Here is a 20278-nt window from a genome sequence, read left to right as displayed (position 1 = left end):
CAAATGACTGTAATCGATACCAAGGCCGCTGATCCGAAGGTCGCCGGGGTCACGCCGCCGCCGTCCGGCCTGTCCGAATTCTGGTTCTACTTCTCCCGCAACAAGGGGGCCGTCATCGGCCTGGTGGTCTTCCTGATCATCCTCTTCGTCGCGGTCTTCGCGCCGTTCGTCGCCCCGCACAGCCCCAGCATCCAGAACCGCGACATGCTGCTCATGCCGCCGGTCTGGCAGCAGGGCGGCAGCTGGGGCCATATCCTCGGCACCGACGCCGTCGGCCGCGACATCCTTTCGCGCCTGATCTACGGTGCGCGCTTCTCGCTCTTCATCGGTCTCGTCGTCGTGACGCTGTCGGTGGTCTCGGGCGTGCTGATCGGTCTCGTTGCCGGCTACTTCCGTGGCCGGATCGATACCTTCATCATGCGCATCATGGATATCATCCTGGCGTTCCCGTCGCTGCTGCTGGCGCTCGTCCTGGTCGCGGTGCTCGGCCCTGGCCTCCTGAACGCCATGATCGCGATCTCGCTCGTCAACCAGCCGCATTTCGTGCGCCTGACGCGCGCCGCCGTCATGACGGAGCGCACCAAGGATTATGTCGTCGGCTCGAAGGTCGCAGGCGCCGGCACGCTGCGGCTGATGTTCCTGACGATCCTGCCGAACTGCCTGGCGCCGCTGATCGTCCAGGCGACGCTCGCCTTCTCCGCCGCGATCCTCGATGCGGCCGCCCTCGGCTTCCTCGGCATGGGCGCACAGCCGCCGACGCCGGAATGGGGAACGATGCTCGCCGAGGCGCGCGAGTTCATCCAGCGCGCCTGGTGGGTCGTCACCTTCCCCGGTCTGGCCATCCTCATCACCGTGCTCGCCATCAACCTGATGGGCGACGGCCTGCGCGATGCCCTTGATCCGAAGTTGAAGAGGTCGTGATGTCGCTCCTCGAAATCGAAAACCTGGTCGTCGAGTTCCAGACGGCATCGGGACCTTTCCGGGCCGTTGACGGCGTTTCGCTCAAGGTCGACGAGGGCGAGGTTCTCGCCATCGTCGGCGAGTCCGGCTCGGGCAAGTCCGTCTCCATGCTCGCCGCCATGGGTCTTCTGCCCTGGACGGCGAAGGTCACCGCCGACAAGCTGCTGTTCAACGGCCGCGACATGCAGAAGATGAGCGACGCCGACCGGCGCAAGATCATCGGCCGGGAGATCTCCATGATCTTCCAGGAGCCGGTCGCCAGCCTCAACCCCTGCTTCACCGTCGGTTACCAGATCGAGGAGGTGCTGCGGGTGCACACCGACCTGAACCGCAAGGCGCGCCGTGACCGGGCGATCGAGCTGTTCCAGTTGGTCGGCATCCCCAATCCCGAGGAGCGCCTCGGCCACTTCCCCCACCAGATGTCGGGCGGGCAGTGCCAGCGCGTGATGATCGCGACCGCGCTCGCCTGCAATCCGAAGCTCCTGATCGCCGACGAACCGACCACCGCGCTGGACGTGACGATCCAGAAGCAGATCCTCGACCTCTTGATGAAGCTGCAGGCCGAGCACGGCATGGGCCTGATCATGATCACCCACGACATGGGCGTGGTCGCCGAGACCGCCGATCGCGTCATCGTGCAGTACAAGGGCAGGAAGATCGAGGAGGCCGACGTGTTGTCGCTCTTCCAGAACCCCAGGAGCGTCTACACCAAGGCGCTGCTTTCGGCTCTGCCGGAAAACGCCGTCGGCGGCCGCCTGCCGACGATCACGGAAAACCTCACCGACCAACAGATCTTCGAGGGAGCCGTACGATGACCCCCGTTCTCGAAGCGCGCAATCTCGTGCGCGACTACCACATTCCCGGCAGCCTGCTGAAGAAGGGCAAGACCGTCCACGCGGTCAAGGGCGTCAGCTTCAAGGTCGAGGAGGGCAAGACGCTCGCGATCGTCGGCGAGAGCGGCTGCGGCAAGTCCACGCTCGCCCGCATGGTCACGATGATCGATCCGGTCACCGCCGGCGATATGCTGATCGACGGCACGAAAGTCGACATCGCCAGCGAGCCGCTGTCCTCCGACATGCGCAGCAAGGTGCAGATCGTCTTCCAGAACCCCTACGGTTCGCTGAACCCGCGCAAGAAGATCGGCGATATCCTCACCGAGCCGCTCGTCATCAACACGAAGATCCCGGCCGGCGAGCGTCGCGACCGGGCCATGGCGATGCTGAAGAAGGTGGGGCTGGAGGAGAAGCACTACACGCGCTATCCGCACATGTTTTCCGGCGGCCAGCGCCAGCGCGTGGCGATCGCCCGTGCCTTGATGCTCAATCCTCGCCTCCTCGTGCTGGACGAGCCGGTCTCGGCACTCGACCTGTCCGTGCAGGCGCAGGTGCTGAACCTTCTGGCCGACCTGCAGGACGAGTTCCACCTGACCTACGTCTTCATCAGCCACGACCTATCCGTCGTGCGCCACATCGCCGACGAAGTGATGGTGATGTACTTCGGCGAGGCGGTCGAATACGGCAGCCGCGACCAGGTCTTCGACGATCCGCAGCACAGCTACACCAAGACGCTGTTCGCCGCGACGCCGCGCGTCGACGTGGATGCGATCCGCGCCCGCCTCGAGCGGCGCAAGCGCGCCTAGGATCCTCGGGGTGAGCACCGGCAGGGCCGTCGTCGTCATGGGCGTTTCCGGTTGCGGCAAGACCTCGGTCGCCGAGGGCCTGGCCGCAGCGCTTGGCGCTGGCTTCCTGGAAGGCGACCAGCTTCATCCGCAGGCCAATATCGACAAGATGTCGAAGGGCATTCCCCTGACCGACGCCGACCGCTGGCCCTGGCTCGACCGGATCGGCGCCGAACTGCACACGGTAACCGGGGCAGGGGCGCCCATCGTCGCCTCCTGCTCGGCTCTGAAACGCGCCTACCGCGACCGCCTGCGGGCGGAAGCGGGGGGCGATCTGTCCTTCGTCTTTCTCCGCGGCAGCCGCGAGCTCCTGATCGGCCGCATGCAGGAGCGCAAGGGCCACTTCATGCCGGCAAGCCTGCTCGACAGCCAGCTTGCGACGCTGGAGGATCCAAGCGGGGAAGAGGGCGTGGTCACCGTCGATATCGATGCGCCGCTGGACGAAATTGTCGCGACGAGCCTGGAACGGCTGCGCGCGCAGTGGCGGCGGTAACGCCGCCCGCAGCGCCCTCCGGCACAATCGCGCTGGCAAAGCGGCGCCGGCAATCGTATAGACCTTCCGCCGCTTCCGATACCCGCCGGCGGGTGGTCGCCGCGCGCTTAGGCGAGTGCAGGCCACAGGGCTAGACGAATAAAGACAGGAACGAACCGATGACCATTACTCGCTTTGAAACCGGCGCGCGCATGAGCCAGGCCGTCGTCCACAACGGCGTCGTCTATCTGGCCGGCCAGGTCGGCGAACCCGGAGCAGACGTCGCAACCCAGACGAAGCAGGTGCTGGCCTCGATCGATCGCCTGCTGGCGCTCGCCGGCTCCGACAAGACCCGCATCCTTTCCGCCCAGATCTGGATGGCCGACATGACGGAATTCCAGAAGATGAACGCCGTCTGGGACGCCTGGGTCGCCCCGGGGCATGCCCCCGCGCGCGCAACCGGCGAATCCAAGCTTGCCGGCCCGGAATATCTCGTCGAGATCATCGTCACCGCCGTGCAGGCTTAAGCTGCGCGGAAGTCAGAAAAAAGGGGCGGACCGGCAAACTGGTCCGCCCCTTTTCGTTCTCAGGCTCTCGTCCCGGCGCCGTCTTGTGTCAGGCGCTTTTGGCGAGCCGCGCGCGTTCGTCGAAGAACAGCGCCTGACTGATCAGTGCCTTGACCATTTCCGGGTTGAACGGCTTGGTGACGAGGAAGGCCGGTTCGGGCCGCTCGCCGGTCAAAAGCCGCTCCGGGAAAGCGGTGATGAAGATCACCGGGATGGTGCTGGTCTTGAGGATGTCGTTGACGGCGTCGATGCCCGAGCTGCCGTCGGCGAGCTGGATGTCGGCCAGCACCATGCCGGGCTTCTTGCGGTTGTAGAGCTCGATCGCTTCGGCATGCGTGCGTGCGATACCGGTGACGCGGTGGCCCAGGGCCGTCACCATGTCCTCGATGTCCATCGCGATCAACGGCTCGTCCTCGATGATCATCACGTCGGTCGCAACCTGCTGGGAGATCTCGCGCGACGCCTGGTTCAGCGCCTCTCTCACCTCGTCCTCGGAAACGTCGAGAATATCGGCGCACTCCGCAAGCTCGAAGCCTTCGACGGCGACGAGCAGGAACGCCTTGCGGGCTGCAGGCGTGACATGGGCGAGATTGGCCGCGGCCTGCCGCTCCCAGCCGAAGGGAGACTCGGCGGTCTGCGGGATGCTCACATGGACCTTGTCGAAGACCGTGCAGTAGAGGCGAAAAACGCTGATGCGGTCATTCGAACGCTCCGGGTAAAGCGTTATGTCATCGACAAGCGCTTCGAGCATCGCTGCCACATATGCATCTCCGGAGGTCTGGGATCCCGTCACGGCACGCGAAAATCGCCGCAATAAGGGCAGATGAGGTGCGATACGGGTGGATAGTGACATTTACTTCTCCCTGAATTTGTTTCGAAACCGGCGCGTTTCCTGTAAATTCATCTCACGGAAACGAATTTGGTGCGAAATGAAACCCGGTTCGATACGGGTGGTTTGGGGCCAAACGAAGATGGTTGAGCGAGGATCAAGGAGCACACGGTGATGCGTAAGCCCGCGACAGGCGGACGGAAGCCGGGCAGTTCGTTGGATTCCCTCGATCCAAACAGTGTCGTCGGCCGCAAGTTGAAGTCCTTCTACGAGTCAATAGAGACGGAACCGCTGCCGGACCAGTTGCTCGATCTTCTCGAGAAGCTGGACGAGGCCGAGCGCAAGGCCCGGACCCCGTAGCATACAGCGCGTCGCTGGCCGACACACGCAAAGAAACGGGCCATTGGCCCGTTTCCTGTTTCCCTGGCTCGTCGCCTAGCGGCAGCGTGCCTCATAACGGCGGCCGTAACGGTCGCGGTAGATGCAGCGCCCGGGCTCGTTGGCATTGCCGATCAAGGCACCGATTGCACCGCCGGCCACGGCCCCGACTGCGGCGCCGCCGACTTTACCCGTAGCAGCCCCGCCGATGATCGCACCGGACGCGGCACCGATCGTGGCACCCCTTTCGGTCTGCGTGCAGGACGTGACCGCCAGGGCGGAAAGGGCGATGGCGCCGGCGACGATAAGATTCCTCATTGTTTTGTCTTCCTTTGTTGAAATGGCGTGCGCGTCAGATGCGTCCCATCAGGACGAGAATAAGCAGAATGACGACGATGAGTCCAAGCCCGCCGGAGGGCCCGTATCCCCAGCCTCGGCTGTAGCCCCAGTTCGGCAGCGCGCCAATCAGAAGCAGTATAAGGATGATGAGTAGTACCGTACCAAGCATCAGTCGTCTCCCCAGAGGATAGGCAGTTCTGTTTCGATGGCCGGTAAATGCGTGACAAACAGGTTTGTTCCCCGGCGAAATAGAAATTCGAAAACGAAGTCCGGGCCTTAGGTTTTCGTGTTTCGGCGGAACGATCGCGGGACCCGGGCGTTTTATGTCCCGTAACCCAATCCGAAAGGAGATGCACATGAACTGGGACATCATCGAAGGCAAGTGGACCGAATACAAGGGCAAGGCCCAGGCACAGTGGGGCAAGCTGACGGACGATGATCTGGACGTCATCAACGGTCGCCGTGTCGAACTCGCCGGCAAGATCCAGCAGCGCTACGGTATCGCTAAGGATGAGGCCGAGCGCCAGATCGACGAATGGCAGCGCCGCCACTGATCATTCATGGCCGGCGTCCACGACCGGCGTTCGGAAACCGCCGCGACCGTCGTCGCGGCGGTTTATGTTTGTCGAAATGAAATTTGCCGCGTTGTGCGAATATTCGTCGCGGAACTTTTTACTGGCATCCCCGTTCTTCCCCCGACAATGAAAAGAGGAGTTCCCGGTATGCTTTACTACGCTGTTGTCTTCCTGGTCATCGCGCTTATCGCTGGCGTTCTTGGCTTCGGTGGTATTGCCGGCGCATCCGCAGGCATCGCGCAGATTCTGTTCTTCGTATTCCTGGCGCTGCTGGTCATATCCCTGCTGTTCGGTTGGTCCCGGCGGGTCTGATGCGCGCATGAAATGACGCACAGCGATAAGGGCGAGGCCTCAGGGCTCCGCCCTTTCTCTATTCAGGATTCCACGAAGAACTTGACCCGGTCCGCGGCAAAGCGCGACCGGGAATATTGTATGGGGTCGCCGCGGGTATCGGCGTTGATCGCCGTCGTGACGAGCAGGATGGCGCCGGGCGAGAGCTTCAGCAACCGGACGTCGGCCCCTTCGGCGTGGATCGCCGAGATCTCCGTCGAGCGGCGCACGTAGTCGTCGACGCCGAGCTCGGCCAGCGCCTTGGTGATGGAGCCCGTGCGCTGGTAGGCCGCGCCGATCCCGGCGAACCGCTCGGCCGGAAAATAGCTCGTCGCCGATGAAATCGGCTTTCCATCAGCGATCCCGAGCGTATCCAGCCGGATGCAGTCGGTCCCCGGCGCGATCTCGAGCGCGGTCGCGATGACCGGCGTTGCCCGTTCCATCGTCTGTTCGATCAGCTTGCTCTGCAGTTCCCGCGCCTGGTCCCCGAGGCCTTGCGAGAAGCGCGTCCGGCGCGAGATCGGAAAGGTCAGCCGGTCCCGCCGCTCGATCAGCGTACCCACGCCCTGAACCGCCCGCACCATGCCTTCGTCCGCCAACGCCGAAAGCGCACTCCGCACCGTATGCCGGTTGACGCCGAATTTCTCCGCCAGCGTCGCCTCCGACGGCATCATGGCGGTTTCGTCATAGTCGCCATTGTTGATGGCGAGGCGCATCCTGTCCGCGATCTGCCGCCACAGCGCCACGCCTGATCGGCGCTCGATCATTCCTGTCCCCGCATTCGTCTCTCTCCGCTCCGTCACAAGCCTGTCATCTTCGACCGGTAAGACGGGATCATACGATGTATAGTTGTCTAGATCAATAGACAACTGGTGAGACACAGTTGGAGAATTGGCGATGGCACCTGGCGTGAACCAGATCCCCTCGGACATTGCGCCGGAAAGGCGAAGAGAAGCCATGGGGCTGCTTGCGAAGGCGACGCGGAGCGAGCTGGAGCAGGCCTGGGCGGCGCTGCCCAAGAGGCCGGAAGCCGAGCCGGTCCGCGGCCCGGAGACCGGGCTCGTCATGGTGCGCGGCCGGATCGGCGGCGGCGGCCAGCCGTTCAATCTCGGCGAGGTGACGGCGACGCGCGCCAGCGTCCGCCTTCAAGGCGTCGTCGGCCACGGCCAGGCGCTCGGCACCGACGGCGAAAAGGCCCGGCTGGCGGCCGTGTTCGATGCGCTGCTGCAACTGCCCGAACACGCACCGGCGGCCGAGCGCCTGCTCGCCGAAATCGCGGAGCGCATCGAAGGCGAGGACACGCGCAAGGCCCGCGAGACGGCCGCCACTCGCGTCGATTTCTTCACCATGGTCCGGGGAGACGACTGATGGCCGATACGCAGATCTTTTCCGGCGCCTTCGCCGAGCCGGTCCTTGCCGCCCAATCCGTGTTCCGCACGGTCATGGATTGCATGGCCCGTCCGGGCACGATCGGCACGATCGCGGCCACGGCACGGCCGCCGCAGCCGCTCGGCGTTGCTGCCGGTGCCGTCGCGCTGACGCTCTGCGACCACGACACGCCCGTCTGGCTGACGCCGCAGCTGGCAAGATCGAAGCTGCCCGGCTGGCTGTCGTTCCACACCGGCGCCCCCATCACTGGGGAGAAGCACGAGGCCCGTTTCGCCTTCGTCGAGAAAGAGGCAGTGCTGCCCGGCTTCGCCCTGTTCTCGCCGGGCACTCAGGAATATCCGGACCGCTCCGCGACGCTGGTGGTCGAGGTCGACAGCTTCGAGGACGGACGCCCGCTGAAGTTGTCGGGCCCCGGGATCCGCGACGAGGCGGTGATCGCCCCGCAGGGTCTGCCGGACACGTTCGTGGCGCTGGCCGAAGCCAACCGGGCGATGTTTCCGCGCGGCGTCGACCTGATCCTCGTTGCCGGCGACCGCGTCCTCTGCCTGCCGCGCACCACCGTCATCAAGAACCGGGAGGCCTGAGCCATGTATGTTGCCGTCAAGGGTGGCGAGGCCGCCATTGCCAATGCCCATCGCCTGCTCGCCGACCGTCGCCGCGGCGACCGCTCGCTGCCGTCGATCACGATCGAGCAGATCGTTGCCCAACTCGGGCTGGCCGTCGATCGCGTGATGGCCGAGGCTTCGCTCTATGACCGCGCCATCGCAGCACTCGCCATCCGCCAGTCGCGCGGCGACATGATCGAGGCGATCTTCATCCTGCGCGCCTACCGCACCACGCTGCCGCGCTTCGGCTATTCGGTGCCGGTCGAGACGTCGCGGATGCTGGTCGAGCGCCGGGTCTCCGCCACCTACAAGGACCTGCCGGGCGGCCAGTTGCTCGGCCCCACCTTCGATTACACCCACCGTCTGCTCGATCCCTCGCTTCTTCGCGACGAACAGGTGGAAGAGCCCTTGCAGCGCGACGGCGAGCAGGAGCCCGTCATGCGCGTGTCCGACATCTTGGCGGGAGAGGGGCTGGTCGAGGGCGACGGCGAACTGCCGGCGGGCCACGTCCCCGGCGACCTGACGCGCGAGCCGCTCGAGTTCCCGATGGCGCGCGACCTGCGCCTGCAGGCACTGGCCCGCGGCGACGAGGGTTTCCTGCTTTCGCTCGCCTATTCCACCCAGCGCGGCTACGGCAACAACCATCCCTTCGTCGGCGAGGTCCGCATGGGCGAGGTCGAGGTCGAGTTGGACCTGCCGGAACTCGGCTTTGCCGTCTCGCTCGGCCGCATCCAGGTCACCGAGTGCCAGATGATCACCCAGTTCAAGGGCTCGGTGAAGAGCCCGCCGCAGTTCACCCGCGGCTACGGCCTCGTCTTCGGCCAGAACGAGCGCAAGGCGATGTCGATGTCGCTGGTCGATCGCGCCTTGCGCACCGATGAGTTCGAGGAGGACGTCGTCTCGCCCGCGCAGGACGAGGAATTCGTCATCTCCCATTCCGACAACGTCCAGGCGACCGGCTTCGTCGAGCACCTGAAGCTGCCGCATTACGTCGATTTCCAGGCCGAACTCGATCTGATGCGGCGGATGCGGCGGGAACATGATGAGCGCAGCCGCGAAGAACCCGGCGACGACACCCTGGAGGCTGCCCAATGAATGCCGTTCCGTCCGAACTCGCCACCTACAACTTCGCCTATCTCGACGAGCAGACGAAGCGGATGATCCGCCGGACGATCCTGAAGGCGATCGCCATTCCGGGCTACCAGGTCCCCTTCGCCAGCCGAGAGATGCCGATGCCCTACGGCTGGGGCACCGGCGGCGTGCAGGTGACGGCGGCGATCCTCGGACCTGAAGACGTGCTCAAGGTCATCGACCAGGGCGCCGACGACACCACCAACGCCGTCTCCATCCGCGCCTTCTTCCAGAAGGTCGCCAATGTCGCGGTGACGACGAAGACGCGCGAGGCGACGATCATCCAGACGCGCCACCGCATCCCCGAGGAAAAGCTGACCGCCGGCCAGACGCTGGTCTACCAGGTGCCGATCCCCGAGCCCTTGCGCTTCCTCGAGCCGCGCGAGACCGAGACCCGCAAGATGCACGCGCTCGAGGAATACGGGCTGATGCACGTCAAGCTCTACGAGGATATCGCCCGGAACGGCCATATCGCCACGACCTACTCCTATCCGGTCAAGGTCGAGGGCCGCTACGTGATGAGCCCGTCGCCGACGCCGAAGTTCGACAATCCGAAGATGCACATGTCGGAGGCGCTGCAGCTGTTCGGCGCCGGCCGCGAGAAGCGCATCTACGCTCTGCCGCCGTTTACCGATGTCGTCAGCCTGGATTTCGAGGACCATCCCTTCGAGGTGCAGAAATTCGAGCGGCCCTGCGCGCTCTGCGGCGCCGAGAACGTCTACCTCGACGAGGTCGTGCTCGACGACCGCGGCGGGCGGATGTTCGTCTGCTCCGACACCGACCATTGCGAAGACCGCCGCGACCACGGCCACTGCGGCACGATGCTGGCCTATGGCAAGGCGGCTGCCGAATGAGCTGCGCTTACCCCCCTCTGCCCTGCCGGGCATCTCCCCCTCAAGGGGGGAGATTGCATGGAGCGACGTTTCGCTCCTCGTTGACGTTGCAATGTGAACAAGGTTCCTGCCTCTGGCCGATCTCCCCCCTTGAGGGGGAGATGCCCGGCAGGGCAGAGGGGGGTGCCATGGCCTCCCGCACTATGGAGGCCACCCGATGACCGACGCCCCGCTACTCAAGGTCCGCGACATCTCGAAATTCTATGGCGCGCGGATCGGCTGCCGCAACGTCTCCTTCGATCTCTGGCCGGGCGAGGTGCTGGCGATCGTCGGCGAATCCGGTTCCGGCAAGACGACGCTGCTGAACTGCCTTGCCACCCGCCTGATGCCGACCTCCGGCACGATCCAATACCGGATGCGCGACGGACAGATGCGCGATCTCGCCCGCATGGGCGAGGCTGAACGCCGCTTCCTGATGCGCACCGACTGGGGCTTCGTCCACCAGAACCCCGCCGACGGCCTGCGCATGACGGTCTCGGCCGGCGCCAATGTCGGCGAGCGGCTGATGGCAGTCGGCGATCGCCACTACGGCAACATCCGCGAGACCGCCGGCGACTGGCTGCGCCGCGTCGAGATCGGTCTCGACCGCATCGACGACCAGCCGCGCGCCTTTTCCGGCGGCATGCGCCAGCGCCTGCAGATCGCCCGCAATCTCGTCACCGCGCCGCGCCTCGTCTTCATGGACGAGCCGACCGGCGGCCTCGACGTCTCGGTGCAGGCGCGCCTGCTCGACCTCGTCCGCGGCCTCGTCCACGACCTCGGCCTGTCGGCGATCGTCGTCACCCACGACCTCGCCGTCGCCCGCCTGCTGTCGCACCGGATGATGGTGATGAAGGACGGCCACGTGATCGAGCAGGGCCTGACCGACCGCGTCCTCGACGATCCGCGCGAGGCCTACACCCAGCTTCTCGTCTCCTCCATCCTGCAGGTCTGAGCCACAGGCCCGAGCCGCCTTCCGGCACGCGTTTCCAGCACAAAGGACACCGAACATGGCGACCCCACTCGTCGTATCCGAAGTCGCAAAGAGCTTCACCATGCACCTGCGGGACGGCATCCGCCTGCCGGTCGTCGAAAACGTCAACTTCTCCGTCAAGGCCGGCGAATGCGTGGTCCTGGGCGGTCCCTCCGGCATCGGCAAGAGCTCGCTGCTGAAGATGGTCTACGGCAACTACGGCGTCGACCTCGGCCAGATCCTGGTCGAGCACGAAGGGCAGTTCGTCGATCTCGCCAGCGCCGATCCGCGCACCGTGCTCGCCGTCCGCCGGGTCACGCTCGGCTATGTCAGCCAGTTCCTGCGGGTCGTGCCGCGGGTCGCAGCCGTCGACGTGGTGGCCGAGCCGCTGGTCGAAGGCGGGGCGATCCCGGCGGTGGCGCGCGAGAGGGCCGAAGCGATGCTGGCCCGCCTCAACCTGCCGCGCGAGCTCTGGCAGCTGCCGCCGGCCACCTTCTCCGGCGGCGAGCAGCAGCGCGTCAATATCGCCCGCGGCTTCATCACCGACCACCGCATCCTGCTGCTCGACGAGCCGACCGCCTCGCTGGACGCGAAGAACCGCGAGGTCGTCGTCGGCATGATCGAGGAGAAGAAACGGGCAGGGGTGGCGCTGCTCGGCATCTTCCACGACGACGACGTGCGCACCAAGGTCGCGGGCACCATCGTCGACGTCTCCGCCTTCTCGCCCAGGAGGGCAGCGGCATGACCAAGCTGTCCGAACACACCCCGCTCGTCCACGAAACGGCGTCCGTCACCGATTGCACGCTCGGCCGCTTCGTCGAGATCTCCGAGCGTTGCCGTGTCAGCGAGACCGAACTCGGCGACTATTCCTACATCATGGAGGACGGCTCGGTCTGGTGCGCCACGATCGGCAAGTTCGCCAACATCGCGTCTTCGGTCCGGATCAACGCCACCAACCACCCGATGTGGCGGGCGACGCTGCACCACTTCACCTATCGCGCCGGCGACTATTGGCCGGATGCCGACAAGGAGGAGGATTTCTTCGCCTGGCGGCGCGCGCATCGTGTCGTCATCGGTCACGACGTCTGGATCGGCCATGGCTCGATCGGTGCTGCCGGGCGTCACGGTCGGCAATGGCGCCATCATCGGCTCCGGCGCGGTGGTGACGAAGGACGTCGCCCCCTACACGATCGTCGGCGGCGTGCCGGCAAAGCTGATCCGCGAACGCTTCGGCCGCGATATTGCCGAGCGTTTCGAAAGGCTTGCCTGGTGGGACTGGGACCACGCCCGCCTGCGCGGCGCCCTCGATGACTTCCGCGCGCTCGACGCCGAAGCCTTCCTTGTCAAATACGGCGCCTGAATTCCGTCAAAGCCCTGGAAATCCGGGCTGTGTGGATTGTTATCAAACGGACACGAAACTGACATTCGGCCTTCATTGACCGCCTTTAAAGCCGCAGCAGTGTCAATGAACAAGCCTTGAAGGGGAAGCCATGTTCCGCCTGATGAACGTCACGCGCCGGTTCGGCGGCAAAGCCGCAGTCAGCGCCGTCAGTGTCGACATTCCCCAGGGCCAGATGGTCGGCGTCATCGGCCGCTCGGGCGCCGGCAAGTCGACCATGCTGCGCATGATCAACCGGCTCGTCGATCCGACCGAAGGCTCCATCCATTTCGGCGACGTCGAGGTCTCCTCGCTCCGGGGGGCTGCCCTTCGCAACTGGCAGCGCGACTGCGCCATGATCTTCCAGCAGTTCAACCTCGTGCCGCGCCTGGACGTTCTCACCAACGTCCTGCTCGGCCGCCTCAACCATCGCTCCACCGCGCTCAGCATCCTCAACATGTTCACCCGCGAGGAGCGCATCATGGCGATCGCTGCACTCGAGCGCCTCGGCATCGAGCAGACGGCGCTGCAAATGGCGGGAACGCTGTCGGGCGGCCAGCAGCAGCGCGTGGCGATTGCGCGCGCCCTCATGCAGCAGCCGAAGATGATCCTGGCCGACGAGCCGATCGCCTCGCTCGACCCGCTCAACGCCAAGGTGGTGATGGACGCCCTGCGCGACATCAACGAGCGCGAGGGCATCACCGTCATCACCAACCTGCACACGCTCGATACCGCCCGCAACTATTGCGAACGCATCATCGGCATGTCGGCCGGCAAGGTCGTCTTCGACGGCGCGCCGCGCGATCTCGACGCCGACGCGGTCCGCGCGATCTATGGCACCGGCGCGGACGGCGCGGAGATCGACGAGTCCGTGACGTCCACCAGCATCCGCGGCGCCGGTGCGCCCGTGCAGGACAATCTCAAGGAATCCGCCGGCGTCAAGCCGCTGGCACTGGCAGGCATCTGACGCCCGCCGGGATCGACCGCCCGCGTCAAGGGCATGACCATACACGCTTTGAAGCGATCGCCGGCTGGGGGCCGGCAACAAGGAGAACGAAATGTTGAAGAAAGCTCTGCTCGCCGCCGTTGCGATGGCCGTCGTGACCGGGTCCGCCCTGGCCCAGGACGTCAAGGTTCTGCGTATCGGCCTCGACGGCTCGGAAAACGAAGCCGACCAGATCCGCAACACCCAGTGCGTCGCCGACGGCCTGAAGGCCGCGACCGGCGTCGCCGAAGTCCAGATTTTCCCGTCGCCGGACTATAACGGCGTCATCCAGGGTCTGCTCGGCGGCACGATCGACATCGCCTCGATGGGCGCGTCCTCCTACGCAGCCATCTACCTCCAAGACGAGAATGCCGTCGACCCGATCCTGACCTACACGCAGTCGGACGGTTCCAGCGGCTACTACTCGATCATGGTCGCCCGCAAGGATAGCGGCATCAAGACGCTCGCCGACGCCAAGGGCAAGAAGATCGGCTTCGCCGACCCGGACTCGACCTCGGGCTATCTCGTTCCGAACGTTGCTCTCCCGAAGGAAATCGGCGCACCGGTCAAGGAATACTTCGCTGAAAGCGGCTTCGGCGGCGGCCATGAGAACCTCGTCCTCGCCGTCCTCGACGGCAAGTTCGACGTCGGCACGACCTTCGGATCGGGCGTCGGAAACTGGGAGGAAGGCTACACCGGCGGCAACCTCTACCAGATGGTCAACAAGGGCAACCTCGACATGGACGACATCGTCGAAGTCTGGAAGTCGCCGCTGATCCCGAACGGCCCGCTCATGCTTTCCAACAAGCTTCCCGACGACATGAAGGCCAAGGTCGAAGCCTATTTCCTTGAGCTGCCGAAGAAGGATCTGGCCTGCTTCCAGGCCTACACCCAGGGCGCCAACAAGGATTACATCCAGGTCGACCAGTCGTTCTACCAGACGATCATCGACGCCCGTAAGTCCGTCATCGGCGGCTGATCGGTCATCGAAGACAGCGCGCGGCATCCATGCGGGTGCCGCCCGTTTTTCCAAGGAGAGAATGGCATGGCCAATGCGACGGCCGGAAATGCGATCGGCGGCCTCGGTCCTTCAGCCGCCTCGGTCATGCACCACTACCAGCAGCAACTGAGGACGCGGCGCATCTACACGCTGATCGCGATCGCCATCTTCCTGGTTGCGCTCTGGGCCTCGCTCGACTTTGCCAATGCCGCCAATTCGGGCAAGTTCTTCGAACGGCTGCCCTACATGTTCGATTTCATCCGGAATTTCGTTCCGGATAGCCCGATGGAGATCGTGCGCGCCATGTTCGACCTGCCGTCGCCCTATGACGATGGCTCGCTGAAATACGACTACACCTCCGAGCGGGTCTATGTGACGGAAAACTTCTATATTCCGCACTTCATCTACCAGCTCATCATCACCGTGAATATCGCGCTGATCGCGACCATCTTGGGCTCGGCCATCGCCTTCGTGCTTTGCTTCTTCGCCTCCACCAATCTTGTCGGTGCCGGTGCCACGCGCTGGGTCGTGCGCCGCATCATGGAGGTGATGCGCGCCTTTCCCGAGATCGTCATCGCCGGCCTCCTGACCGCGATCCTGTCGATCGGCCCGATCGCGGCCATCATCGCGATCACGGTCCACACCATCGGTGCGCTCGGCAAGCTGTTCTTCGAGGTCGTGGAGAATGCCGACATGCGTCCGGATGAGGGGCTGCGCGCGGCAGGCGCCAGCTGGGTCGAGCGCGTCCGTTTCGCCATCGTGCCGCAGGTCCTGCCGAACTTCGTGTCCTACGCGTTGCTGCGTGCCGAGATCAACATCAGGGCGTCCACCATCATCGGCGCCGTCGGCGGTGGCGGCATCGGCGAGGTCTTCCGGCTGGCGATCGGCCGTGACCACGCCGCAAAGACCTATGCCATCGTCATCCTGCTGTTCGTCACCGTCATCGCCGTCGACCAGTTTTCCGCCTGGCTGCGCCGCCGCCTGATCGGCAACCAGTCCTTCGAATTCGGACGGGGAGCCGCCTGATGTCGCCGACCACGCTCAACACCGCCGAACGCGAGCGCCTGCTTTCCGCCTATCCCGAGGTCTTCCGCCGCAGCTTCTGGCAGCGCTGGGGCCTTGCGATCGGCGTCGGGGTGACGCTGGTCTATCTTGCTGTCTGCTTTGTCGCCTTCAACGTCGGCCCGGCGTTCGTCAACGGACGCTGGGACCGCGCGACGGTCTATGTTCAGGACTGGTATTCCTGGCGCGCGCAACCGCGCCTGCGCTTCGTCGATGGCGCCGTCCAGCCGCAATGGTCGAGCCGCCGGCAATACCCGGAAGGCGCCGACATTGCCTGGCTCCGTCCACTGGCAGACGGCGGCTACAGCGTCATCTATGACGGGGCGGAAAACCGGCTCGACGTCCGTCCCGCACGCGTCGACGTCTATGTCGACGGCGTCGCCTATCCCGTCGAAATCTCGTCGGATGCAGCAATTCTGCCGGAAGGTGCGCCCGGCGCACTCGTGCAGGACGGCAGCAAGGTGAACGTCGACTTCGGCTTCGAGGGGAGTGCGGAGATTCGCACCTCGCAAGTCTTTGTCCAGCGCCGGTTCCTCGGCTGGGCCAACTTCTTCTTCGACATCAACTCGCCGTTCTGGGGCAAGTCGTTCTCCGAGCTCGCCTGGCTTGCCGTCTCCGGCGAACGCGTCGACCCGGCCCGCTCGAATATCGCCGCCATGGTCGACGACTTTCTCGCCAACGGCACCTGGCAGCACGCCGACATTCTGTCGAAGCTGATGCAGACACTGGTCATGGCGTTCGTCGGAACGCTGCTGGGGACGCTGGTCGCCCTGCCGCTCGCCTTCGTCGCGGCGCGAAACATCACCCAGAGCCGCATCGCCAACTGGGGCATGAAGCGCCTGTTCGATTTCCTGCGCTCGATCGACATGCTGATCTGGGCGCTGTTCTTCACCCGCGGCTTCGGCCCCGGGCCGATCCCCGGCATCGCCGCCATCTTCTTTACCGACACCGGCGCGTTGGGCAAGGTCTATGCCGAAGCGCTGGAGAACGTGGATGACAAGCAGCGAGAGGGCGTGAAATCGGTCGGCGCGTCGCCCGTGATCGTCAACCGTTTCGGTGTTCTGCCGCAGGTCCTCCCCGTCTTCGTGTCGCAGTCGCTCTATTTCTGGGAATCGAACATGCGATCGGCAACGATCATCGGCGCTGTCGGCGCGGGCGGCATCGGCCTCAAGTTGCTTGAGGCGATGGGAACGAATGCGGATTGGGACAAAGTCGCCTATATGGTGCTGCTCATTCTTCTCGTCGTCTTCGTCTTCGACGGGATTTCGAATGCGCTGCGGTCGCGGCTGATCGGCCGCACCCACCATTGAGAGGAATGGAAATTGCAGCCGGCAATGGCATGATGCTGCCACACGAATCTCCTCTAAGGCGCTAAAGGCGCGCCCATCGGGCGCAAGGAACTAAAAACAGGACGTCTGATTGTGCGATATGCCCTCTATTTCACCCCGGCCGCGAGCGACAGCCTGACGCTCGCCGGCGCCCGCTGGCTCGGCCGTAACGCCTTCAACGGCGCCCCGCTGGAGCAGCCGGCCGTGACCGGCTTCGACCTGCCGGCATTGAGCGCGTTGACGGCGGATCCGCGTCGATACGGCTTCCATGCCACCCTGAAGGCGCCGTTCGAGCTCGCCGAGGGCCGCAGCGAAGCCGAGCTTGTGGCCGAGGTCGCCCGCTTTGCCGCCGCCATGGAGGGCTTCGACATTCCCGAAGTTGTCGTCGACCGTCTCGGATCCTTCTTCGCCCTCGTCCCCTCAGAGGAATGCGCGCCGCTGCAGGCCTTCGCCGGCGAGGTCGTGCGTCGGTTCGAGGGTTTCCGCGCGCCCCTGTCTTCGGCCGATATCGCAAGGCGCAGGCCGGACGAGCTGACCGGCGAGGAGCGCCAGAACCTGGTACAGTGGGGCTATCCCTACGTTTTCGACACCTTCCGCTTCCACATGACGCTGACGGGCAGGGTGCCTGCCGATATCGCGCCGGCCATGGAAGAGGCGCTGCTGCGGTATTTCGCCGAGTTCCATGGACGCCCGCTTTCCATCTCCGGCATAGCCCTTTTCCGCGAACCGTCCCGCGGCGCAGATTTCACCGTGCATTCGCTGTTCCCCCTCAGCAGCGGCGCAGCCAACAGAAAGATCGCCTGACATGTCGACCGAACTGACCCTCACCAACGCCAGGATCGTGCTGGAGGACGACATCGTCCACGGCGCGGTCGTGATCCGCGACGGCCTGATCGCCGAGATTTCCGACACGCCGACGGTGGCCGGCGAGGACATCGGTGGCGACTATCTGCTGCCGGGCCTCGTCGAGCTGCATACCGACCACCTCGAGGCCCATTATTCGCCGCGCCCCGGCGTGCGCTGGAACACGACCGCCGCAATCCAGGCCCATGATGCCCAGGTTGCCTCCTCCGGCATCACCACCGTCTTCGACTGCCTGCGCATGGGCTCGGACGCAGACGGCGGCTTCGAGAAGGGCGAGATGCGGGCCATGGCCGATGCGCTCGCAGAAGCGGGGCGGGAAGACCGGCTGCGCGCCGATCACCTGATCCACCTGCGCTGCGAAGTTTCCACCGATAACGTGCTCGACCATTTCGAGGAGTTCGAGAACGATCCGCAGGTGCGGCTCGTCTCGCTGATGGACCATGCGCCGGGCCAGCGCCAGTTCCAGACGATGGAACAGTACACGCTCTATTACAAGACCAAGCGCGGCATGACCGACGAGGCCTTTGCCGAGTTCTGCCGGCGCCAGCAGGATCTGTCGGCCCGCTATGCCAAGCGGCACCGCGACGCGATTGCAGCCCATTGCGCCGCCCGCGGCATTGCGGTGGCAAGCCATGACGACGCGACGCTGGACCATGTCGAGGAAGCGATCGGCTACGGCATCCGGCTCGCCGAATTCCCCACCAGCGTCGAGGCGGCCAGGGCCTCGCACGGCGCCGGCATGAGCGTGCTGATGGGCGCGCCGAACATCGTCCGCGGCAAGTCGCACTCCGGCAACATCGCCGCGCGCGACCTCGCGACGATGGGCGTGCTCGACGTGCTCTCGTCCGACTATGTGCCGCTCAGCCTGATCCAGGCGCCCTTCATCCTCTCCGACGAGAACGAGGCGATCAGCCTGCCGAAGGCGATCGCCATGGTCTCGGCGACGCCGGCGCGCACCGTCGGCCTCGACGATCGCGGCCGCATTGCCGTCGGCCTGCGCGCCGATCTCGTCCGCGTGCGTCGCCCCGACGGCGTCCCGGTCGTCCGTTCCGTCTGGCGCCAGGGCACGCGCGTGGCATGACCGGCATGACGGGCAGGGCAGGGATGGCGGCCGGGGATACGGCGACACCCGCAGCCGGCGGGCAGATGGGCACGACGATCGTCGTCGTCGGGCCGAGCGGCGCCGGCAAGGACAGCGTGATGGGCTACGCTGCCCGGCATTTTTCGGGCGACGAACGCTTCGTCTTCGCCAGGCGGGTGATCACCCGCCCGTCGGATGCAGGCGGCGAGGCGCATATCGGCGTTGATGCGGCCACCTTCGCCCGGATGAAGGACGAGGGCAGCTTCTGCGTTTCCTGGGAAGCGCATGGCCTCAGCTACGGCGTTCCGGCCGAGGTTCAGGCGCAGATCGCGCGCGGCGCGGTGGCGATCGTCAACGGCAGCCGGCAGGCGTTGCCGGCCCTCGTCGCCGCATTTCCGCGCCTGAAGGTGGTCACCATCACGGCCCATGCCGAGGTCCGCGCCGAGCGGCTCGCGCGACGTGGCCGCGAAAGCGGCGATGCCATCGCCGGCCGCCTTGATCGCCAGCCGCGCGGGCCGGACATGGACCTCGACCAGGTCATCATCGACAACAGCGGCGCGCTCGAGACGGCCGGGACGGCCTTCGTCCGCCTGCTGGATCAAACCGTCGAAAGCTGACGGCGGTCGCACTTGCCCGAATTCCGGCCATTGGCTAATCAGGGCCAGCAAATCGAAAGACGTTGACGGAGCGCCTCATGAAGTCCCTAGAAATCCTGGTCGAACGGATCATCCTTTCCAGCCGGTGGATCCTCGTCGCCTTCTATCTGGGGCTCGTCGCGGCACTGGCCATCTACGCCGTCTCCTTCGTCTACAAGCTCTACAAGGTCGCCCAGAACGTCTTCGTCTTCGACGATGCCGAGATGATCCTCGCCATGCTCGGCCTCATCGATGCCGCCCTGGTTGCGAGCCTGGTCCTGATGGTGATGATCTCGGGCTATGAGAATTTCGTCAGTCGCTTCGACGAGGCAGAGGCCGAAGTCTCCTTCCTCGGCAAGCTCGATTCCGGCAGCCTCAAGATCAAGGTCGCCTCCTCGATCGTGGCCATCTCCTCGATCCACCTGCTGCAGATATTCCTCAACGCCCAGAGGTTCACCGACAACCAGCTGATGTGGCTGACCTTCATGCATCTCGCCTTCGTCGCCTCCGCCGTGCTGCTGGGCTATCTCGAAAAGATCATGACGCAGTTGAAGATCAAGGCCTGACCGTCGGGCCTGCGGATCGGCCCTTGAGGGGGCGACGGGAAATAGGAGGGCGCCGCGGGGAACCGTTGGCACCTTTTCCGTGTCAAGCGGGCTGGTCGCCGTTATCCCCGCAATTCGACCAATGAACCGGGCGCTGGGGGTGATTCTCTGATCGATTTCCAAAATGAACTTTCTGCGACATTTTTGAAAAATCCCTGTTGACTTGGTTTGATGTTGGTCTTAGAAACCGGCTCACCAACGAGGGCGGCGGCGCTGCTGGCGACCGACGAACTCGCTCTGAAG

The 20278-nt window shown here is 65.0% G+C and carries 27 protein-coding genes and 1 pseudogene; 23 read left to right on the top strand and 5 right to left on the bottom strand.

The annotated features are described in order from the left end of the window. Positions 1-3 precede the first annotated feature (3 nt). The 5 genes from GGQ64_RS21820 to GGQ64_RS21800 all read left to right on the top strand — a co-directional run bounded on the left by GGQ64_RS21820 (position 4) and on the right by GGQ64_RS21800 (position 3637). Positions 4-921 (top strand): ABC transporter permease subunit, encoded by a 918-nt coding sequence (locus GGQ64_RS21820; RefSeq protein WP_183807456.1) that lies wholly within the window; start codon positions 4-6, stop codon positions 919-921. Next, on the top strand, positions 921-1775 hold the full coding sequence (locus GGQ64_RS21815; protein WP_183807455.1) for an ABC transporter ATP-binding protein: 855 nt from the start codon (positions 921-923) through the stop codon (positions 1773-1775). Before GGQ64_RS21820 ends, GGQ64_RS21815 begins: the two co-directional genes overlap by 1 nt. Beyond that, positions 1772-2599 (top strand): dipeptide ABC transporter ATP-binding protein, encoded by an 828-nt coding sequence (locus GGQ64_RS21810; protein WP_183807454.1) that lies wholly within the window; start codon positions 1772-1774, stop codon positions 2597-2599. The genes GGQ64_RS21815 and GGQ64_RS21810 overlap by 4 nt, the downstream gene beginning before the upstream one ends. A 10-nt stretch (positions 2600-2609) precedes the next feature. Next, on the top strand, positions 2610-3131 hold the full coding sequence (locus GGQ64_RS21805) for a gluconokinase (protein WP_343059538.1): 522 nt from the start codon (positions 2610-2612) through the stop codon (positions 3129-3131). Positions 3132-3289: 158 nt separating this feature from the next. Continuing rightward, positions 3290-3637 (top strand): RidA family protein, encoded by a 348-nt coding sequence (locus GGQ64_RS21800; protein WP_183807452.1) that lies wholly within the window; start codon positions 3290-3292, stop codon positions 3635-3637. 88 nt (positions 3638-3725) lie between these two features. Here GGQ64_RS21800 and GGQ64_RS21795 read toward each other — a convergent pair whose 3' ends face one another. Then, a complete protein-coding gene (locus tag GGQ64_RS21795; protein ID WP_183807451.1) occupies positions 3726-4529 on the bottom strand; it encodes a response regulator in 804 nt (267 codons plus the stop codon). Positions 4530-4679: 150 nt separating this feature from the next. Here GGQ64_RS21795 and GGQ64_RS21790 point away from each other — a divergent pair, with 150 nt between their 5' ends. Beyond that, complete coding sequence (locus GGQ64_RS21790) at positions 4680-4865, top strand: NepR family anti-sigma factor (RefSeq protein ID WP_183807450.1); 186 nt, start codon at positions 4680-4682, stop codon at positions 4863-4865. A 75-nt stretch (positions 4866-4940) separates the two neighbouring features. Here GGQ64_RS21790 and GGQ64_RS21785 read toward each other — a convergent pair whose 3' ends face one another. Together GGQ64_RS21785 and GGQ64_RS21780 are read right to left on the bottom strand one after the other, a co-directional pair. Further along, the gene (locus GGQ64_RS21785; protein ID WP_183807449.1) at positions 4941-5201 is read right to left on the bottom strand and encodes a glycine zipper domain-containing protein; all 261 of its coding nucleotides are present in this window, start codon (positions 5199-5201) and stop codon (positions 4941-4943) included. A gap of 34 nt (positions 5202-5235) precedes the next feature. After that, positions 5236-5391 carry a DUF3309 family protein gene (locus GGQ64_RS21780; RefSeq protein ID WP_112599171.1) on the bottom strand — a complete coding sequence of 52 codons (156 nt, stop codon included), beginning with the start codon at positions 5389-5391 and terminating at the stop codon, positions 5236-5238. A 187-nt stretch (positions 5392-5578) separates the two neighbouring features. Between GGQ64_RS21780 and GGQ64_RS21775 the strand changes: the two genes are divergently transcribed. Next, the gene (locus GGQ64_RS21775; RefSeq protein WP_183807448.1) at positions 5579-5776 is read left to right on the top strand and encodes a CsbD family protein; all 198 of its coding nucleotides are present in this window, start codon (positions 5579-5581) and stop codon (positions 5774-5776) included. Between the two features lie 168 nt (positions 5777-5944). After that, positions 5945-6109, top strand: coding sequence for a DUF1328 domain-containing protein (locus GGQ64_RS21770; protein WP_183807447.1), 165 nt, complete (start codon positions 5945-5947; stop codon positions 6107-6109). A 62-nt stretch (positions 6110-6171) separates the two neighbouring features. Here GGQ64_RS21770 and phnF read toward each other — a convergent pair whose 3' ends face one another. After that, a complete protein-coding gene (gene phnF, locus GGQ64_RS21765) occupies positions 6172-6894 on the bottom strand; it encodes a phosphonate metabolism transcriptional regulator PhnF (RefSeq protein ID WP_183807446.1) in 723 nt (240 codons plus the stop codon). A gap of 130 nt (positions 6895-7024) precedes the next feature. Here phnF and phnG point away from each other — a divergent pair, with 130 nt between their 5' ends. The 15 genes and pseudogenes from phnG to GGQ64_RS21690 all read left to right on the top strand — a co-directional run bounded on the left by phnG (position 7025) and on the right by GGQ64_RS21690 (position 19996). Then, positions 7025-7495, top strand: coding sequence for a phosphonate C-P lyase system protein PhnG (phnG, locus tag GGQ64_RS21760; protein ID WP_183807445.1), 471 nt, complete (start codon positions 7025-7027; stop codon positions 7493-7495). Next, complete coding sequence (phnH, locus tag GGQ64_RS21755) at positions 7492-8100, top strand: phosphonate C-P lyase system protein PhnH (protein WP_183807602.1); 609 nt, start codon at positions 7492-7494, stop codon at positions 8098-8100. The genes phnG and phnH overlap by 4 nt, the downstream gene beginning before the upstream one ends. Positions 8101-8103: 3 nt before the next feature. Then, complete coding sequence (locus GGQ64_RS21750) at positions 8104-9216, top strand: carbon-phosphorus lyase complex subunit (protein ID WP_183807444.1); 1113 nt, start codon at positions 8104-8106, stop codon at positions 9214-9216. Continuing rightward, on the top strand, positions 9213-10106 hold the full coding sequence (locus GGQ64_RS21745) for an alpha-D-ribose 1-methylphosphonate 5-phosphate C-P-lyase PhnJ (RefSeq protein WP_183807443.1): 894 nt from the start codon (positions 9213-9215) through the stop codon (positions 10104-10106). Before GGQ64_RS21750 ends, GGQ64_RS21745 begins: the two co-directional genes overlap by 4 nt. A 196-nt stretch (positions 10107-10302) precedes the next feature. Further along, the gene (gene phnK, locus GGQ64_RS21740) at positions 10303-11079 is read left to right on the top strand and encodes a phosphonate C-P lyase system protein PhnK (protein ID WP_183807442.1); all 777 of its coding nucleotides are present in this window, start codon (positions 10303-10305) and stop codon (positions 11077-11079) included. Positions 11080-11134: 55 nt separating this feature from the next. Then, positions 11135-11842, top strand: coding sequence for a phosphonate C-P lyase system protein PhnL (gene phnL, locus GGQ64_RS21735; RefSeq protein ID WP_183807441.1), 708 nt, complete (start codon positions 11135-11137; stop codon positions 11840-11842). Next, positions 11839-12457, top strand: a pseudogene (locus GGQ64_RS21730) (DapH/DapD/GlmU-related protein). The gene phnL and the pseudogene GGQ64_RS21730 overlap by 4 nt, the downstream one beginning before the upstream one ends. A gap of 130 nt (positions 12458-12587) precedes the next feature. Further along, positions 12588-13442: a phosphonate ABC transporter ATP-binding protein gene (gene phnC / locus GGQ64_RS21725; RefSeq protein WP_183807440.1), complete on the top strand. Its 855-nt coding sequence runs from the start codon at positions 12588-12590 to the stop codon at positions 13440-13442. A 91-nt stretch (positions 13443-13533) separates the two neighbouring features. Beyond that, the gene (phnD, locus tag GGQ64_RS21720; RefSeq protein ID WP_183807439.1) at positions 13534-14439 is read left to right on the top strand and encodes a phosphonate ABC transporter substrate-binding protein; all 906 of its coding nucleotides are present in this window, start codon (positions 13534-13536) and stop codon (positions 14437-14439) included. Between the two features lie 126 nt (positions 14440-14565). Then, positions 14566-15486, top strand: a complete 921-nt coding sequence (gene phnE / locus GGQ64_RS21715; RefSeq protein WP_246422854.1) for a phosphonate ABC transporter, permease protein PhnE — start codon at positions 14566-14568, stop codon at positions 15484-15486. Beyond that, the gene (phnE, locus tag GGQ64_RS21710) at positions 15486-16832 is read left to right on the top strand and encodes a phosphonate ABC transporter, permease protein PhnE (RefSeq protein WP_183807437.1); all 1347 of its coding nucleotides are present in this window, start codon (positions 15486-15488) and stop codon (positions 16830-16832) included. The genes phnE (GGQ64_RS21715) and phnE (GGQ64_RS21710) overlap by 1 nt, the downstream gene beginning before the upstream one ends. A gap of 111 nt (positions 16833-16943) precedes the next feature. After that, a complete protein-coding gene (locus tag GGQ64_RS21705) occupies positions 16944-17654 on the top strand; it encodes a DUF1045 domain-containing protein (protein ID WP_183807436.1) in 711 nt (236 codons plus the stop codon). 1 nt (position 17655) lies between these two features. Next, entirely contained in the window at positions 17656-18795 is a 1140-nt protein-coding gene (locus GGQ64_RS21700) for an alpha-D-ribose 1-methylphosphonate 5-triphosphate diphosphatase (RefSeq protein WP_183807435.1), read from the top strand. Positions 18796-18818: 23 nt separating this feature from the next. Beyond that, on the top strand, positions 18819-19412 hold the full coding sequence (gene phnN, locus GGQ64_RS21695) for a phosphonate metabolism protein/1,5-bisphosphokinase (PRPP-forming) PhnN (protein WP_183807601.1): 594 nt from the start codon (positions 18819-18821) through the stop codon (positions 19410-19412). Positions 19413-19489: 77 nt separating this feature from the next. Further along, complete coding sequence (locus tag GGQ64_RS21690) at positions 19490-19996, top strand: TIGR00645 family protein (RefSeq protein WP_183807434.1); 507 nt, start codon at positions 19490-19492, stop codon at positions 19994-19996. A gap of 101 nt (positions 19997-20097) precedes the next feature. Here the strand turns inward: GGQ64_RS21690 and GGQ64_RS27640 are convergent. After that, positions 20098-20278: hypothetical protein (locus tag GGQ64_RS27640; RefSeq protein ID WP_210300354.1), on the bottom strand; the 181-nt coding region annotated here is incomplete at its 5' end.

Origin of the sequence: Mycoplana azooxidifex, from assembly GCF_014196765.1 — a bacterium.
GTDB classification, from domain to species: domain Bacteria; phylum Pseudomonadota; class Alphaproteobacteria; order Rhizobiales; family Rhizobiaceae; genus Mycoplana; species Mycoplana azooxidifex.
Note: the sequence above shows the minus strand (reverse complement) of the source record. Positions and strands in the feature narration are given on the sequence as shown.